We start from the raw sequence: 16,436 nt of genomic DNA on the forward strand, positions 1-16,436 counted from the left end.
GTTCCTGCCCAACCGCATGACCGAATTCAAGGACACCCAGCAGCAGCTCACGAAATTCCGCCTGCGCGTCGCGGCGGCGGGGCTGTTCGTGTTCGTCTGCTTCGGGCTGATCGTGTTCCGCTTCCTGTTCCTGCAGGTCTGGCACTACAGCAAATACTCGCTGCAAGCCGACGAAAACCGCATCTCGGTCGCGCCGATCGTGCCGAACCGCGGCATCATCACCGACCGCAACGGCGTCGTGCTCGCCAAGAACTACTCGGCCTACACGCTCGAACTCACGCCGTCGAAGCTGAACGACACGCTCGACAACGTGATCGACAATCTCGCGACCGTCATCAGTATCGACGCACGTGACCGCCGGCGCTTCCGCAAGCTGCAGGAAGACTCGAAGAACTTCGAGAGCCTGCCGATCCGCACTCGCCTGACCGACGACGAAGTCGCGCGCTTCACCGCGCAGCGTTTCCGCTTCCCTGGCGTCGAAGTGCGCGCCCGCCTGTTCCGCCAATATCCGCTCGGACCGACGGCGGCGCATGTGATCGGCTATATCGGGCGCATTTCGCAGCGCGACCAGGACAAGATCGACGACGCCAGCGATCAGAACGACAGCGATCCCGAGCACTACGATGCGCGCCTCGATGCGAACAACTACAAGGGCACCGACTACATCGGCAAGATCGGAGTCGAGCAGAGCTACGAGACGGAGCTGCACGGGCTGACAGGCTTCGAAGAAGTCGAAGTGACGGCGGGCGGCCGGCCCGTGCGCACGCTGTCGCGTACGCAGGCGACGCCGGGCAATAACCTCGTGCTGTCGCTCGATATCGGCTTGCAGCAGGTCGCCGAGCAGGCGTTCGCTGGCCGCCGCGGCGCGCTCGTCGCGATCGAACCATCGACAGGCGACGTGCTCGCGTTCGTGTCCGCACCGAGCTTCGATCCGAATTCGTTTGTCGACGGCATCGATCAGCAGACCTGGGACGAACTGAACAACTCGCCCGATCACCCGCTGCTGAACCGTCCGCTGCATGGCACGTATCCGCCCGGCTCGACGTACAAGCCGTTCATGGCGCTCGCAGCACTGACGCTGCATAAGCGCACGCCGCAGTGGGGCTTCCAGGATCCGGGCTCGTACACGTTCGGCGGCCACACGTTCCGCAACGACGTGCCGCAGGGTCAGGGCTGGATCGACATGAACCGCGCGATCATGGTGTCGAACGACACCTACTTCTACATGCTCGCGCACGATCTCGGCGTCAATGCGATCGCCGGCTTTATGAAGCCGTGGGGCTTCGGCCAGATAACGGGCATCGACATCGTCGGCGAAGCGCGCGGCATCCTGCCTTCGACGGACTGGAAGCGCAAGGCGTATCGCAAGCCGGAACAGCAGCGCTGGTACGAAGGCGAGACGATCAGCCTCGGCATCGGCCAGGGCTACAACTCGTACACGATTCTTCAACTCGCGCATGCGACGGCGACGCTCGCGAACAACGGCACGGTGATGAAGCCGCACCTTGTGAAGGAGATCGAGAATCCGATCACCCGGGCACTGCGCGCTACCGTGCCGAAGGACGACGGACGCATCGACGTGAAGCAGTCCGATATCGACGTGGTGAAGCGTGGCATGGAAAACGTGACGATGAACCCGTCGGGCACTGCGTATCAGGTGTTCCGCAATGCCGCGTATGTCTCGGCGGGCAAGACGGGGACGGCGCAGGTGTTCTCGCTGCAAGGCGCGAAGTACCACGGCCACGCGCTCGCTGAACATCTGCGCGACCACGCGCTGTTCATCGCGTTCGCCCCTGCCGACAATCCGAAAATCGCGGTCGCGCTGATCGTCGAAAACGGCGGCTGGGGTGCGCAAGCGGCGGGCCCGATCGCGCGGCGGGTGCTCGACTATTACCTCGTCGACCGCATGAAACCGGGCGTCGAGCAGGCAGCCGTCGTGGCGGCTGCGTCGGCGACGGAGGAAACGTCGGCGCCCGTCATCGGTAGCGCGCCGGTAGCGCCCACCGGCGACATTCAGCCTGTCGCCGTCGCGGCTGGCTTCAAGCCATTGCCGTTGCCCGCGGGCGCACCGACGCCGCATGCGGCGCCTGCGTCGGATGCTTCTGGCGCCGTCGCGGCGTCGGGCGCAGCCTCGGCTTCGGCGCCTGTCGCTGCGTCAGCCGCAGCGCCGCGAACCGCTTCGGCATCGAAGCCGGCCAAGGCGCCGCGCGTCGCGTCGGCCACAGTCGCGCCGTCGCCCGCTGCATCTGACACGGCAGCAACCACGGCTGCGGCACCCGTCAAGGCGTCCGACGCCCGCAAGTCCCCACGCAAACCCCGTCCGGCCAGCGAATCGCGGCCGGTCGCCGCCGCGCCGTCGCGTAACGAGGAATCGCAGGCCGTGCCGCGCGGTCCCGTTTCCGGCGGCATCGACGAGTAAGGAGAAAGGCATGCAAATCGACAAGCGCGCCTGGCTCGAACGCTTCAAGAAGATGTTCGCGGGCTTCGATCGCCCGCTCGCACTGATCGTGTTTCTGCTGCTGTGCGTCGGCATCGTGACGCTGTACAGCGCGAGCCTCGACGTGCCCGGCCGCGTCGAAGATCAGCTGCGCAACATCATCCTGACATTCGCGCTGATGTGGGTGCTGGCTAATATCCCGCCTACGACGCTGATGCGCTTCGCCGTCCCGCTCTATACATTCGGGGTCGCGTTACTGATTGCCGTGGCGCTATTCGGCCTCACGCGCAAGGGCGCCAAGCGCTGGATCAACGTCGGCGTGGTGATCCAGCCATCGGAGATTCTCAAGATCGCGACGCCGCTGATGCTCGCGTGGTACTACCAGCGCCGCGAAGGCAACATCCGCTGGTGGGATTACATCGTGGGCGTTCTGATTCTTGCGGTGCCCGTCGGGCTGATCGCGAAGCAGCCCGACCTCGGCACGGCCGTGCTCGTGTTCGCAGCGGGCTTCTTCGTCATCTATTTCGCGGGGCTGAGCTTCAAGCTGATCGTCCCAGTGCTGATTGCAGGCGTGATTGCCGTCGGCGCAATCGCGACGTTCCAGGACAAGATCTGTCAGCCCGAAGTGCAATGGCCGCTGATGCATGACTACCAGAAGCACCGCATCTGCACGCTGCTCGATCCGACATCCGACCCGTTGGGCAAAGGCTTCCACACCATTCAGGCCGTCATCGCGATCGGCTCGGGCGGCCCGCTCGGCAAGGGCTGGTTGAAGGGCACGCAGGCGCACCTCGAGTTCATTCCCGAGAAGCACACCGACTTCATCTTCGCGGTGTTCTCCGAGGAGTTCGGACTGGCAGGCGGCATCGTGTTGCTGACGCTCTATATGGCGCTGATCGCGCGCGGGTTGTACATCGCGGCGAACGGCGCGACGCTATTCGGCCGATTACTGGCCGGCTCGCTGACGATGGCGTTCTTCACCTACGCGTTCGTGAACATCGGCATGGTGAGCGGGATTCTTCCCGTGGTCGGCGTGCCGTTGCCGTTCATGAGCTACGGCGGCACCGCGCTGACGACGCTCGGTTTCGCGATCGGGCTCATCATGAGCGTCGCGCGACAGAAGCGTTTGATGCAAAGCTGACCCGACAGCACCAACGACACGGACATGCAAAACAAAACGGCGCCTGAAGTTTTCAGGCGCCGTTTTTCATTGCGGCTTCGCTTCGTGCGATTCGCGTAACTGGGTGCTGAGCTGCTGATACTTGAGCCGCGCCGCCGGGTCGCCCTGCGCGGCCGCTGCGGCGTAATAGGCTCGCGCGACGTTCAGGTTCTGCGTCACGCCATCGCCGCCGCGCTCGTAGAACGAGCCCGTCACGTACTGCGCGGTCATGTCGCCGCCCTCGGCCGCCTTCTTGTACCAGAAGAACGCCTGCTGGTTGTCACGTGCGGTGCCGCGCCCATCGAGAAACTGGTTCGCCAGCGCCAGCTCGGCCTGGATATGCCCTTGCTGCGCAGCCTTCAGAAACCATTGATGCGCTTCCGCAGGATCGCGCCCGACGAATTCGCCATCGTCGTACATCTTGCCGTACACGTATTGCGCGTGCGACATGTTCGCGTCGGCGGCTTTGCGCAGCCACTTCTTGCCTTCTTCGACATTCGCAGGGGCGCCCTCGCCGTTGAGCAGCATCATCGCGTAGTTGAACTCGGCGAGGCGGCTGCCGCGCTGCGCGGCCTTGCGAAACTCGGCGAGCGCGGAGGTGAAATTGCCCGCGTTGTAATCGGCAACGGCCGTTTGCGTTTCCATATCCGACGCGGGTGGCGTCTTGCTCTGCGCCTGTGCCGCCGCGCCCGCCGTCAGAGCGGTCAGCACGATGGCACGGCTTGCAATGCGCATCGCGCGTAACGACAACAGCTTCATGACCGAGCCTCCTGCAGTGCCTGTCGCGTGGTACGCAACAGCCACATCACATCGGCGGCCAGCGCGATGAAGCGAAAGCCTTCCGACCGGTATTGCCGCGCGCTCGCGACGTCCATCGCGAAGATGCCCGTCGCGACACGCGCACGATGCGCGACGTCCAGAATATGCTTCATCGCGTCCTGCACTTCAGGGTGTTTCGAATCGCCGAGATGACCGAGGCTCGCCGCGAGATCCGCCGGTCCGACGAACAGGCAATCGATGCCCTGCGTCGCCGCGATCTGCTCAAGATTTGCGAGCGCGCGTTGCGATTCGATCTGCACGATGTTCGCGATCTGCGCGTTCGCGTTCTGCAGATAATCGCGCCGCATGCCATAAGCCGCAGCGCGCACAGCGCCGGCGACGCCGCGTAGACCATCGGGTGCATCGGCTGTCGCGTATTGCGTCAGGCGCACGGCATGAGCCGCTTCGTCGGCCGTCTCGATGTTCGGAAACATCAGCGTACGCGCGCCCGCATCGAGCACGCGCTTGACGAGCCACGGCTCGACGGCGGGCAGACGCACGACGGGCTCGGTCGGCAGATGCGCCGCAGCAATCGCGCGCAATTGCCCGGTGACGTCGCTGCTGTCGTTGGGCGCGTGCTCCATGTCGATCAGCAGCCAGTCGAAACCGGCGTGCGCGAGCGCTTCCGCAGCGCTATCGCTGCCCAGCGACAGCCATAGGCCGAACAGCGGGTCCGGGTCCTTGAGACGCAGCTTGAGTGGATTCGTGAACGTGCTCATCGCGCGTCTCCGTCGATGTGAGGCGTGGCCGCAATCAGGCTGGAGCAAAAGACGACGCGGCCCGAAAGGCCGACGTCAACAACTAGAAGATGGTGGCGGGCGTCGAGCCCGCAGCGTAGCGCGGTGACCGGCATGTCTCGCTCCGTGTGGTTATCGAAACGATCATACCGTGACAATAACCGGTTTAGTCGCGGACGACGTCGGCCCAGCAATTCGGCGTCTCATACAGACGCACTTTGTGCAGCCGCAGATTGACGCCATAGTGCGCGTCGTAGACGTTCGCGAGAATGTCGAACGCGACGGCGGCGAGGTTTTCGACGGTGGGGATGCGGTCGAGCACGATCGTCTTGTGGCCCGCCATCGATTCGAGAAAGCCGCGCACCTGCGTATCGCCTTCATAGACGAGAAACGCGTGATCCCACTTGTCGACGAGATGTTCGTTCGCGAGCGCTTTCACGTCGGCGAAATCCATCACCATGCCGCGATCCGGCGCGCCTTCCGTTTCGACGAGGTCGCCTAGCAGCGTGATTTCGAGCACGTAGCGATGGCCGTGCAGGTTGCGGCACTGGCTGCGGTGATCGGGAATGCGGTGACCCGCGTCGAATTCGAGTTTTCGTGTAATCGTCAGCACGGCAAATCAGGGAATGTTCAGGTACTTGTGAGTCTGCATCGACAGCCGCCATTGCGGATGACGCTTACACCAGTCGATGGCGAGCTTCGTGTTGATATCGCGCGACGGGCCGTCCATCGGCTGGACGAGAAAATAGTCGAAGTCGAGCTTCGCATAGTCGGCGAGATGCTGGTTTTCTTGCGGCACGACTACTTTCAGTTCGTTGCCCTTGGTCTGCACGAGCGGCGCGTTGGCCTTCGGGCTCACGCAGATCCAGTCGATCGTGTCGAGCACCGGCAGCGAACCGTTCGTTTCGATCGCGATTTCAAAGCCTTGTGCGTGCAATGCATCGACGAGCGGCTGGTCGATCTGCAGCATCGGCTCGCCGCCCGTGCACACCACAAAACGCTGGCCTTCGCCTTCGGGCCACAACGAAGCGATCTTCGCCGCGAGCTCTTCAGGCGTGCGGAATTTGCCGCCGTTCTCGCCGTCGGTGCCGACGAAGTCGGTATCGCAGAACTGGCACACCGCGTCGGCGCGATCTTCTTCGCGGCCCGACCACAGGTTGCATCCGGCGAACCGGCAAAACACGGCCGGACGTCCGGCGTTCGCGCCCTCGCCCTGCAACGTGTAGAAGATTTCCTTGACCGCGTACGTCATGCTGCTTTCTGCCCGATGCTCCGTGAAGCTCTGTTGATGTGCGCTTGTGCCGCGTGCTGTTGCTTGCGACCGCCGTTCAAGCGGGTTCCGTGACCTGTTCGCCGTTCAGATATGCCTCGTAACCGCGCTTGCGCAAACGGCATGCAGGGCACTCGCCACAACCGAAGCCCCACGCATGCAGTTCCGCTCGCTCGCCGAGATAACACGTGTGCGTCTCGACGCGAATCAGCTCGACCAGTTCTTCGCCGCCCAGCTCATGCGCGAGGCGCCACGTGTCGGCCTTGTCGATCCACATCAGCGGCGTCTCCAGCACGAAGCGGCTGTCCATGCCGAGGTTCAGCGCGACTTGCAGCGCTTTCATCGTGTCGTCGCGGCAATCCGGGTAGCCGGAGAAATCCGTCTCGCACATGCCGCCGACCAGCACACGCAATCCGCGCCGATACCCAATGGCCGCCGCGATCGTCATGAACATCAGGTTGCGGCCTGGTACGAATGTATTCGGCAGACCGTTCGACGCTGCGTGGATTTCGATCTCGCGCGTCATCGCGGTATCGCTGATCGAGCCGAGCACTGACAGATCGATCATGTGATCGTCGCCGAGCCGCTCGCCCCACTCGGGGAACGTACGCGCAACTGCGCTGCGAAATCCCTCGCGGCATTCGAGTTCGACGCGATGTCGCTGGCCGTAGTCGAAACCCAGCGTTTCGACCGTTTCATATCGATCCAGCGCCCAGGCGAGACACGTGGCCGAATCCTGGCCACCGGAAAACAGCACGAGCGCGCTACTCTTGGCGTCTTTGCGGGTCACCGTGAAACTCCGTGTAGGTTGATTGCGTGCGCCAGCGGCCGCGCGCGAGCGGCGACTCGCGGCCGGCCTCGCGACCTGTTTGAGACCCTTCGGCGCTGGCCGGCACGGACGTTGGCTCAAGCAGTATAGGCGGCGGCTTTCGCGCGCCAATCTGCTGTGGCTTATACCGCTGATCGTCCGCCAGAGCGTTTCACGCTACACGATGCCTTGGACCTGAAACGAAAAAGGACTTGCGAAGAACACGTGGCAAGTCCTTGATACTGCGGGATTTTATCATGCGCAGCCGAGGCTCGCTCGCGGCCGCTGCACCGCTCATCCCACGCAGCGAACGACATCTTGCCCGCAAATAGGAAAAGCCCCAGGAATCTTGCGATTTCCTGGGGCTGAATCCTGGTGGCCTGGGGCGGAATCGAACCACCGACACGCGGATTTTCAATCCGCTGCTCTACCAACTGAGCTACCGGGCCAACGAAGAAGCGAGAGTATAGCAAGCACTTTTGGCTTTCTCAAGCCCCTCCCGAAAAAAACTTGAACCGCGTTTATTCGCCCTTGTTCTTGCCGAGATCGACGCCCAGCTGCTTGAGCTTGCGATACAGATGCGTCCGCTCGAGCCCCGTCTTTTCAGCAACGCGCGTCATGCTGCCGTTCTCGCGCGCGAGGTGATACTCGAAGTACGCACGCTCGAATGCATCGCGGGCGTCGCGCAGCGGAATGTCGAATGAGATCGACGCCGTCTGCGCGGACAGCATGCCGCCGCTCAGACTGTCCGCCGACATCATCGGCAGCGCAGCCGCCGATGCCACCGCCGAAGCATTCGTCGCTATCGCCGGCTTCGCTGCCATGCCGCCCGCCGCGGGCGCCGCGCTGCCGCGCGCGAGTCCCTGCTCGACGGCCTTCAGCAGCTTCTGCAGCGCGATCGGCTTTTCAAGGAAGTTGAGCGCTCCGATCTTGGTCGCTTCGACCGCCGTATCGATGGTCGCGTGACCCGACATCATGATGACGGGCATCGTGAGTAGCGCTTGCGCGGCCCATTCCTTGAGCAACGTGACGCCATCGGTATCGGGCATCCAGATGTCGAGCAGCACCAGATCGGGTGCCAGGCGTTGCCGGTAGTCGCGCGCCTCCTGCGCGTTCTCCGCGACCTCCACGACATGCCCTTCGTCGCTCAGGATCTCCGAGAGCAATTCCCGGATGCCCATTTCATCATCTACCACCAGGATGGTTGCCATTTAAGCTGCCCTTGTCTGCACTGTTGCTTTTGTCTTTCCCTGCGATGCACCGCCACTGCCGTGCACCGCCTGCGGCCCGCTTCCAGGCGCCGCAGCCTTGTTGTCTGCGAGTTGTAGGAAGAGGATCGAAATTTGCGCGCCTTCGATCACATCGCCCGCCTTCAGGCGGTTGCGAATATCGATTCGTGCACCGTGTTCATCGACGATCTTCTTGACCATGGCGAGCCCAAGACCTGTTCCTTTGGCCTTGGTCGTCACGTAAGGTTCGAACGCGCGCGTGAGGATGCGCGCGGGGAAGCCCGGACCGTTGTCCGACACGGTCAATCGCACCGCGACGCTCACTTTGCCCTCTGCGTCGGGATCGCCATATTCTACTGTCCTCGTCTCGAGCAACACACGCGGTTGCCCGATATCGGCGACAGCGTCCTGTGCGTTCTGCAGCAGGTTATGAATCACCTGACGCAATTGCGTCGCGTCACCTCGTATAACGGGCAAGTCCGCCAATTCGACGACAATCGGCGTCTTGCCTTCTTCGATTCCATACAGCGTCAGCACTTCGCTGACCAGTTCGTTCAATTGCAGATTCGAAAGCACGGCAGGCGGCGTGCGCGCATAGTCGCGGAAATCGTCGACCATCTGCTTCATCGCGGCGACCTGATTCACGATTGTAGTGGCACCGCGTTTCAATACGTCTGCATCCGATGGCGAGAGCTTGTCAGTAAGCTTCATCTGCAAGCGCTCCGCCGAAAGCTGGATCGGCGTAAGAGGATTCTTGATCTCGTGCGCGAGACGCCGCGCGACTTCGCCCCATGCGATCGAACGCTGCGCGGAGATCACGTCGGAGATATCGTCAAACACGACGACGTAACCGGACGTCTCTTCGTCGTCGCTGTCGCTGCCCGCCGCCGACACCAGCCGCGCGCCGCGCACCAACAACGTCAGCGGATCGGCTTCGCCCGGAACCTGCAGCGACATCTGCTGCTGCCAGTGTCCGGTGTCGTCCTGATCGCCGCCACCTGCCGCTTCGAGATCCGCGAACGCCTTGCGCACCATCGCGCCGAATTCGCTCAACACGCTGATGCGATCCAGCGACGAACCGAACAGCGACGCGAACGGTTGACCGAAGATACGCTCCGCGCCGCGATTGGCCGTCGTCAGGCGAAACTGCCGGTCGAACACGAACACGCCCGCTGTCAGGTTCGCAAGAATGCTTTCGAGGTAGGCCTTCGAATGTTCGAGCGCGATGCGGTTCGCTTCGACGGCTGCGCGAGCTTCCGACAGCTGCCGTGTCATCGCGTTGAACGACTGCGTGAGGAAGCCGAGCTCATCGCGCGACTTTATCTCGCGCTTTGGCGTGTAGTCGCCTTCCGTCACTTCCTTCGTGCCCTGCGCGAGCAGGAACAGCGGCCGCGCGAGCTGATTGCCGAGCGCGAGCGCCAGCATCATCGCGATGAAGGTCGCGAGGAACAGCGCGAGCGTCAGCGTGCCGATATACATCTTGCGCAAGCCCGTGCGCCCGATCGCTTTCTCCTGATACTCGCGATACGCGCGCTGCACGGCATCCGCGTTGCGCGCCAATGATTGCGACACGGGCTGCGTGAGTTGCAGGAAGCGCTCGGTCGGCTGCAACTGCGAGGCGTTGGCGTCCGGAATGCGCTGCACGATGCGCAGACGTAATGCGCCCTTCGCGCCGCGCGCCGTCGGATCGCCGTCCACTTCACCTTCGATCGACGCAAAGCCGCGACCACGCGCCTGCTCGATCATGATCGGCGTGGGTAGATCGCTAGGCACCAGCGACGCGTAGTTGCTGGTCGCCTGCGCGACCACGTGCATATCCGGCGTCGGGCCCGACATACTGCGCGACGGCTCGACGATCGTCGCATCCTGCACGCCGAACTGATCGCGCAAACGCAAGAGCGTGAGTGTCGTGCCAGCGGAATCCGCGCTCGCGAGCTGCTCGGCCATCAGGCGGCCTTTGGTTTGCAGATCAGACAGCGACGCGTCGAGCATGCCGCGTCCGAGATTCAGCCCGGAGGTCAACGCCGTTTCGACATTCACGTCGAACCACGACTCGATACTGCGCGACACGAACTGATACGACACGATGTAGATGATGCCACCCGGCACCACGCCGACCAGCGCGAAGAAGAACGCGAGCTTCGCCAGCAGCCGCGTGCCGAACTTGCCCTTGCGTAATCGCGTGACGATGATGACGACGAGCACCGCGACGATCAGCATGAAGATCAGCGCGACGACGACGTTGGCCGCATAGAGCCAGCCGTAGTAGCGATCGAAGAACTCGGTATTCGCGCTCGCGGCTGCGAGCAGCACGAGCAGCAGGACGGCCGTGACGGCCACCGTCGACACCAGCACCCGCAGGACGAGGCTGCCGACACTGGTGGCGCGGCGTACTTTATTTAGCACGTTCGGTCACCGTGAAGGTAAAGCGCTTCCAGTCGGAAGCGAGATTCCAGTCGCGGTTGTTGACCGCGTCGATCTGGAACGGCTTGGGCATCAGTGCGATATCGAGCTGCATGCGCACCGATGCAGTGTACGTTTCTCCCGGATGAACCTGATTGCGATCGATCACATGCCATGACGTGACATGCTTGATAACGGACAGCGCCTCGTTCAGCGAAGCGAAGCCGAGCTGCAAACCGCCTGTCGACACGCGGTACTCGCGCGTGAGCGGCTGGAAAGAAAGCCGAATGCTTTGCGAGACGCTCACCGGCTGTTCGTCGAACCAGTACCAGCGGGGCCGGCTCAGTTCGAAGTCCGTTGTGAAGTAAACCGGTATGCCCTTGTTGACGGCGTCTTCGAGATTGCTGTTTAGCTCGAACTCGAAACGCGCATCGAGGCTCCAGCCGCTGCCGTCGGATTGCAGCGACGCGCGCTGCACGGCGATCGATTCGGCTCGCGCCGGCCCGGCTGCCGTGAGGCAAAGGGCCAGCGCAATCCAGAGCGCGGCCACGAGCCGAAGCGGAAGAAAGCGTTTGATGATCACCGTTTCTGAAAGCGCGCGTAGAAGAATCCGTCGTGGTCTAAGCTCGAACCAGTGCTTTGTCCGGCGCGGGAACCAGCCGATACGTCGGCGGGCGCGCGGGCGACTGCTGGGAGCAGTTGCCCCGGCGCGTCCAATCGTACCGCATCCGCGTGCTGGTTTCCAAACCACTGAGCCTGCAACTCGCCTTCTTCGGGAAAGATCGAGCACGTAACGTACAGCAACTCGCCGCCCGTTTTGACGAGCGGCCACAGCGCTTCGAGAATGCGGCGCTGTTCTTCGACGAGCGCGGGAATGTCCGACGCGCGACGCAGCCAGCGGATATCCGGATGACGGCGCACGATGCCCGAAGCCGAGCACGGCACGTCGGCGAGAATGCGATCGAAGGGCAGATCGGCGGCGTCGTGCCATTGCGCCGGATTGCCCGCATCGCCGACTCGCACATGCGCGTGCAAACCCAAACGCTGCAGGTTTTCGCCGATGCGTCGCGCGCGCGTCGCGTCGCTTTCGAGCGCGATCAGATCGACGTCGGCGAGTTCGAGCAGATGTCCCGTCTTGCCGCCGGGCGCCGCGCATGCATCCAGCACGCGCATGCCGTCGCGCACGCCCAGCCACTGCGCGGCAAGTTGCGCGCCTGCGTCCTGCACCGAGACAACGCCTTCGCTGAAACCGGGAATGCGGTCGACGGGCATCGGCGTGTCGAGACGCACAGCATGGTCGCCTGCCTGAATCGCGGCAATCTGATGCTCGCGCAACGTTTGCAGATAGGCCTCGACAGTGGAGCGGCGCGCGTTCACGCGCAGCGTCAGCGGACCCTGGCTGTTGCCCACGGCAAGCATGTCCTGCCATGTATCGGGCCATGCGTTGCGTACGGCGTCGATCCACCAGACGGGGTAGTTCCAGTGAGCGACGGCGTCGTTCTGTGCATCGGCTAGCAACGCCTCGCGCTCGCGCAAGAAGTTGCGCAGCACTGCGTTGACCAGCCCTTTCGCAAACGCGAACTCGCGCCGCGCGCCAATCGCGTCCACAGCCTGATCGACGACTGTGAACGGCGCATAGGCTGCGTTGCTCTCTTCATCGGTCAGCAATGCGAGCGCGCACGCGAGCACATGCGCGATATGCGGGGGCGGTGCCTTGCGCACGAGTTTCGCGACCAGCCACTCGGCTGTGCCGAGCCGGCGCATGGTCCGGTATGCGATGTCCTGCACGGCGCCGCGCGATGTCGTCGCGGCGCCCTCCGGCAACGACATGAAGATGGACTGCAACGCGGCCGGCAACGCCGCGCCCTGGCGAACGGCGCCAATGGCTTGCGCCGCGCAGTCGAGCGCGAAGCCGAGGGATTCGGGCGCTAGATGCAGCGCCGGCAGACGGGAGTCGCGCGAACGCTGCGGCGAAGCAGGCTTGGAAGGCTTTCGGATCATGAAGAGGCGGAAAACGGGCGCGCATGGAAAGTGTCGCGCAAACGCCACATTGTAGCGTGACGCGGGTCACGGGCCGGTGGCATAAGGCCGTGCAATGCGAATTTGAAAGGAAAAAGGGGCGAGTTGAACTCGCCCCTTTGCACTGCTGCCGCGAAAGTCCGGCCGAGCCCGGCCAGTCCGCTTAGTCGAAACGTCCCGTACGCGCCATTTCCATCAGACGCGCAATGCGCTCCTCGGTGGCCGGGTGCGTCGAGAAAAGCTTCGCGATGCCGCCGCCCGACAGCGGATTCATGATCATCATCTGTGCGGTGGCCGGGTGCGCCTCGGCCGTCGGGAACGGGATGCCGTTCGCGTACCGATGAATCTTGTCCAGCGCCGACGCGAGTGCTTGCGGATCGCCCGAAATCTGCGCGCCGCCACGATCCGCTTCGAATTCACGTGCGCGGGAAATCGCCATCTGGATCAGCGCGCCCGCGATAGGCGCAAGCAGCGCGACGGCGATGCTCGCGATCGGATTCGACGGACGGCCATTCTCGTCGCGTCCGCCGAAGAACATCGCGAAGTTCGCGAGCGCCGAGATCGCGCCCGCCATCGTCGCCGAAATGGTCGAGATCAGAATGTCGCGGTGCTTTACATGCGCCAGTTCGTGCGCCATCACGCCGCGCATTTCGCGCTCGGACAGCACGCGCAGAATGCCTGTCGTCGCGGCGACGGCCGCGTGTTCCGGATTGCGGCCCGTTGCGAAGGCATTCGGCTGGTCTTCGTCGATCAGGTAGACGCGCGGCATCGGCAGATTGGCACGCGTCGAGAGTTCGCGCACCATCCGGTAGAACTGCGGCGCACTCGTTTCGTCGACTTCCTGCGCGTTGTACATGCGCAGAACCATCTTGTCGGAAAACCAGTACGAGAAGAAATTCATCCCGAGCGCGATCAGCAACGCGAGCATCATGCCGCGCTGGCCGCCAATCATGCCGCCAATTACGACGAAGAGTGCCGTGATCGCGGCCATCAGCATCGCGGTTTTCACCCAGTTGAACATTTCAAACACTCCTTGCCCGCCACGCGGTTCTATATCCGTGCCGCCTGTTCGCGGCGAATGATTGTAAGCAATTTGTTAGATATGGGCGAGCGCGAAAAATTCAATCACCGCGTTGCCGTGGCGAGCCTGATTCCCAGTCCGACGAATGCGCTGCCGACGGTGCGGTCCAGCCATTTCTTGACGCCGGGCTTGCCGGAGAACCGGCGCGTGACGCTGCCAGCAATCCACGCGACAAAGCTGTTCCACGCCATGCTCATCACGACGAACACGACGCCGAGGGTGAGAAACGCCAGGATCTTGTTGGTGCTGTCCGCGGTCACGAACTGCGGAAAAAACGACACGAAGAACAGCACGACCTTCGGATTCAGCACATTGGTCCAGAAACCTTGCATGAAGAGCTGGCGCAACGATTTCGGCGCGCCGGGCGCGCGCGTTTCGCCCGTGGCCTGGCCGGCTTCCGGCTTCACCAGAATGAGGCGCACGCCGAGATACACGAGATAGATCGCGCCGACGAACTTGATCACCGTGAACGCCGTGGCCGATGCAGCCAGCAGCGCGGTCAGTCCGAACGCGCACGCGAGCGAGTGCACGCAGCACCCGGCCGAGATGCCGAGCGCCGACATCAGCCCAGCGCCGCGCCCCTGCGCGACGCTTCGGCCGACGATATAAGCGGTGTCGGGACCGGGCGTGACGTTGAGCAGAAAGACAGCGACGACGAAGAACTCAAAATGGGTGATGCCGAACATGGAATCCTCTTCAGGCGGAGTTGCACCGAAGATTTTAACGCGCCGCACGAACGCGGCGCGCCCTGGCCGAACGGCAGATGGTGCGACGGAACGCGCGCCGTTATTGTGATTGCGCGAGGTCGAACCGCTGGCCCGTGGCAAGCGTCGAGCCGGCAAGGAAATCGCGCACCGGCAGGCGTTTGCCGCCGGGTTTCTGCAGTTGCGTGATGCGCAACGCGCCGTCGCCGCATGCCACGACGACCCCGTCGGGCGATACATCGACGATCGTGCCGGGTTCGGCCCGGCTCGGGGCGTCGATCGGCGCAGCGGACCAGATTTTCAGCACCGTGCCGTCGAGCGTCGCCGCGCCGCCGGGGAACGGGTCGAACGCGCGAACCTGGCGGGCGAGTTCGACCGCCGGGCGCCGCCAGTCGAGCGCCGCTTCGTGTTTGCCGATCTTCTCGGCGTACGTTGCACCGTCGGCAGGCTGAGGCGTCGCGGCGAGCTTGCCGCTGCGCTCCAGTTCGATCAGCGCGTCGACGATCAGCTTCGCGCCCGCTTCGGCGAGACGGTCATGCAGCGTCGCCGTCGTGTCGCTGTCGTGGATCGGCGTACGCACTTCGGAAATCATCGCGCCCGTGTCGAGGCCCGCGTCCATCTGCATCAGCGTGATGCCCGTTTCGGCGTCGCCCGCTTCGATTGCGCGGTGAATCGGCGCCGCGCCGCGCCAGCGCGGCAGCAACGAAGCGTGAATGTTGATGCACCCATGCGGCGCGATGTCGAGCACTTCCTGCGGCAACAGCAGGCCGTAGGCGGCCACCACCATGACATCGTGCGGGGTGGCGCGCAGCTGGTCGATGGCGGCCGTGGCTTCGGCCGGGAATTTGCCGTTACGGCGCAGCGAAGGCGGCTGCGCGACCTCGATGCCGTGCTCCTGCGCGTAACGCTTGACCGGGCTTGCCTGCAATTTCATGCCGCGGCCCGCCGGGCGGTCCGGCTGGGTCAGGACGAGCGGCACCGGGAAGCCGGCCGCGTGGATCGCGGCGAGCGCCGCAGCGGCGAATTCCGGCGTGCCGGCGAAGATGACGCGCAACGAATGACTCATGTGCTGATAGCGGAAGCGGTCGGAAAACGCGTCACATCGCGTGCGCGAGCTTTTTCATCTTGCTCTTGATGCGCGTCTGCTTGAGCGGCGACAGGTACTCGACGAACACCTTGCCCATCAGGTGATCCATTTCATGCTGGATGCAGACCGCGAGCAGCCCTTCGCAATCCAGCTCGAACGTTTCGCCCTTCTCGTTCAGCGCGCGCACGCGCACCTGCTCGGCGCGCTCGACGTTGTCGTAGATGCCCGGCACGGAGAGACAGCCTTCTTCGTGAATCTTCCTCTCGTCGCTCGACCAGATGATTTCCGGGTTGATGAACGCGCGCAGTTCGTCGTGCGCATCGGATATGTCGATCACGATCACGCGCTCGTGCACGTCCACCTGCGTCGCGGCGAGCCCTACGCCGGGCGCGGCGTACATCGTCTCGGCCATGTCGGCGACGAGCTTGCGGATACGGTCATTGACCTTTTCGACCGGCTTCGCGACCTTGTGCAGACGCTTGTCCGGGTAGTTGAGGATGTTGAGTAAAGCCATGGTCCTGAAATTGATTGGGCGCCGCCGCGGTTGAACAGGTCGCGCGATTGGCCATTCGGCCAGGTTGTTCGCCAGGCGCGACACGCACAGGATAGATAGTGGCCGAACCGTGTTGATTCAACGCCAGTTCGACGTTCGAGCGCATGTCCGCAGGCTCGCGCGGGCGCGG

The 16,436-nt window shown here is 63.5% G+C and carries 15 protein-coding genes and 1 tRNA gene; 2 read left to right on the forward strand and 14 right to left on the reverse strand.

Features of this window, described 5'->3' with window-relative positions:
• The first annotated feature begins 16 nt into the window (after positions 1–16).
• On the forward strand, positions 17–2,419 hold the full coding sequence (mrdA, locus tag SB822_RS09250) for a penicillin-binding protein 2 (protein WP_410854518.1): 2,403 nt from the start codon (positions 17–19) through the stop codon (positions 2,417–2,419).
• A 10-nt stretch (positions 2,420–2,429) separates the two neighbouring features.
• A complete protein-coding gene (gene rodA / locus SB822_RS09255) occupies positions 2,430–3,578 on the forward strand; it encodes a rod shape-determining protein RodA (protein WP_007581982.1) in 1,149 nt (382 codons plus the stop codon).
• Positions 3,579–3,644: 66 nt separating this feature from the next.
• Here rodA and SB822_RS09260 read toward each other — a convergent pair whose 3' ends face one another.
• The 14 genes from SB822_RS09260 to def form a co-directional block, all read right to left on the reverse strand.
• Positions 3,645–4,355, reverse strand: a complete 711-nt coding sequence (locus tag SB822_RS09260; protein ID WP_007733352.1) for a tetratricopeptide repeat protein — start codon at positions 4,353–4,355, stop codon at positions 3,645–3,647.
• Positions 4,352–5,134 (reverse strand): HpcH/HpaI aldolase family protein, encoded by a 783-nt coding sequence (locus SB822_RS09265; protein WP_007581978.1) that lies wholly within the window; start codon positions 5,132–5,134, stop codon positions 4,352–4,354. The genes SB822_RS09260 and SB822_RS09265 overlap by 4 nt, the downstream gene beginning before the upstream one ends.
• A 184-nt stretch (positions 5,135–5,318) precedes the next feature.
• Positions 5,319–5,762, reverse strand: a complete 444-nt coding sequence (gene queD, locus SB822_RS09270; RefSeq protein WP_410854575.1) for a 6-carboxytetrahydropterin synthase QueD — start codon at positions 5,760–5,762, stop codon at positions 5,319–5,321.
• Between the two features lie 9 nt (positions 5,763–5,771).
• Positions 5,772–6,404 carry a 7-carboxy-7-deazaguanine synthase gene (gene queE / locus SB822_RS09275; protein ID WP_410854519.1) on the reverse strand — a complete coding sequence of 211 codons (633 nt, stop codon included), beginning with the start codon at positions 6,402–6,404 and terminating at the stop codon, positions 5,772–5,774.
• Between the two features lie 76 nt (positions 6,405–6,480).
• Positions 6,481–7,212, reverse strand: a complete 732-nt coding sequence (gene queC, locus SB822_RS09280; protein ID WP_007581972.1) for a 7-cyano-7-deazaguanine synthase QueC — start codon at positions 7,210–7,212, stop codon at positions 6,481–6,483.
• Between the two features lie 391 nt (positions 7,213–7,603).
• A tRNA-Phe gene (locus tag SB822_RS09285) sits at positions 7,604–7,679 on the reverse strand.
• A 72-nt stretch (positions 7,680–7,751) separates the two neighbouring features.
• Positions 7,752–8,441: a response regulator transcription factor EsaR gene (gene esaR / locus SB822_RS09290; protein WP_007581970.1), complete on the reverse strand. Its 690-nt coding sequence runs from the start codon at positions 8,439–8,441 to the stop codon at positions 7,752–7,754.
• Positions 8,442–10,865 carry a sensor histidine kinase gene (locus tag SB822_RS09295; protein ID WP_079498466.1) on the reverse strand — a complete coding sequence of 808 codons (2,424 nt, stop codon included), beginning with the start codon at positions 10,863–10,865 and terminating at the stop codon, positions 8,442–8,444. It lies immediately after the preceding gene.
• Positions 10,855–11,445, reverse strand: coding sequence for a DUF4390 domain-containing protein (locus SB822_RS09300; RefSeq protein WP_007581966.1), 591 nt, complete (start codon positions 11,443–11,445; stop codon positions 10,855–10,857). The genes SB822_RS09295 and SB822_RS09300 overlap by 11 nt, the downstream gene beginning before the upstream one ends.
• On the reverse strand, positions 11,442–12,863 hold the full coding sequence (gene rsmB, locus SB822_RS09305) for a 16S rRNA (cytosine(967)-C(5))-methyltransferase RsmB (protein WP_007581964.1): 1,422 nt from the start codon (positions 12,861–12,863) through the stop codon (positions 11,442–11,444). Before rsmB ends, SB822_RS09300 begins: the two co-directional genes overlap by 4 nt.
• A gap of 181 nt (positions 12,864–13,044) precedes the next feature.
• A complete protein-coding gene (htpX, locus tag SB822_RS09310; RefSeq protein ID WP_410854520.1) occupies positions 13,045–13,902 on the reverse strand; it encodes a zinc metalloprotease HtpX in 858 nt (285 codons plus the stop codon).
• 104 nt (positions 13,903–14,006) lie between these two features.
• The gene (locus tag SB822_RS09315) at positions 14,007–14,648 is read right to left on the reverse strand and encodes a LysE family translocator (RefSeq protein WP_079498472.1); all 642 of its coding nucleotides are present in this window, start codon (positions 14,646–14,648) and stop codon (positions 14,007–14,009) included.
• 100 nt (positions 14,649–14,748) lie between these two features.
• Positions 14,749–15,732, reverse strand: coding sequence for a methionyl-tRNA formyltransferase (gene fmt, locus SB822_RS09320; protein WP_079483932.1), 984 nt, complete (start codon positions 15,730–15,732; stop codon positions 14,749–14,751).
• 31 nt (positions 15,733–15,763) lie between these two features.
• Positions 15,764–16,267, reverse strand: a complete 504-nt coding sequence (gene def / locus SB822_RS09325; RefSeq protein ID WP_007581957.1) for a peptide deformylase — start codon at positions 16,265–16,267, stop codon at positions 15,764–15,766.
• Positions 16,268–16,436: the final 169 nt, after the last annotated feature.

It is taken from the genome of Paraburkholderia sp. SIMBA_054 (assembly GCF_046534875.1).
Taxonomy (GTDB): Bacteria; Pseudomonadota; Gammaproteobacteria; order Burkholderiales; family Burkholderiaceae; genus Paraburkholderia; species Paraburkholderia hospita.